A 713-nucleotide genomic window follows, 5' to 3' on the forward strand; every position below is an offset into this window, starting at 1 on the left:
TCAATTCAAAATAAAATGTCCAAATTTTCAGTTGCATTATATGCAATATCGATCCCAAATTTAGGCAATATTTCAGACTCACTTACTGTTACACGGTTATTTATGCCTACCTCTTGAGCTGTATGTGCTAGACCTAGCTTGCTCATAACACTCCAAGATTCGAAGAGTTGGTATCTGGCAACACCCATTAACGCAATGTTATATCCGTCATAATTAAATGAAATCCCTTCTATTTCATTTTTATTGGTTGCATAAGATGTGTAACTAATTTCTGCACCATACTGAAATTTGTCACTAATATTTGAATCTAGTAGAAAACCCGAATTGACTCCCCAAGAAAATTTTCCAGATTCTTGACTGTAATTCAAATTATCGTATTCGATATCCATTTCCTCGATACCGCCGATCCCCAAATTAACCCCTGCATAAGGATGGATATCAGCAAAAGCAAAAGATGGAGCTAGGGGAATCAATAAAGCAAGCAAAGCTATACGCATAAAAACTTAATCTCTTGAAATTATGTTAATAAAAATGGTGTTGATAATTGCTATCATTTGTCTGATGGTGTAACAAATTGTTTCGATCTTCAAGTGAAATACGTTGTTGCCTAAATCCATTGAGCTTTTTTCAAGATCATGTGTTCTGAACCGTAGTGATGACTCGAACGGCGGTTCAGAACACATGGGTAAGGCAAAAAAGAAGATAACTAGGCG

1 protein-coding gene is annotated in these 713 nt (G+C 35.8%); it reads right to left on the reverse strand.

Annotated elements, in window-relative coordinates:
* Positions 1-5: 5 nt before the first annotated feature.
* On the reverse strand, positions 6-497 hold the full coding sequence (locus tag R7040_RS26475) for an outer membrane beta-barrel protein (protein ID WP_318097580.1): 492 nt from the start codon (positions 495-497) through the stop codon (positions 6-8).
* Between the last annotated feature and the right edge of the window lie 216 nt (positions 498-713).

This window comes from Vibrio sp. 1069, assembly GCF_033340555.1.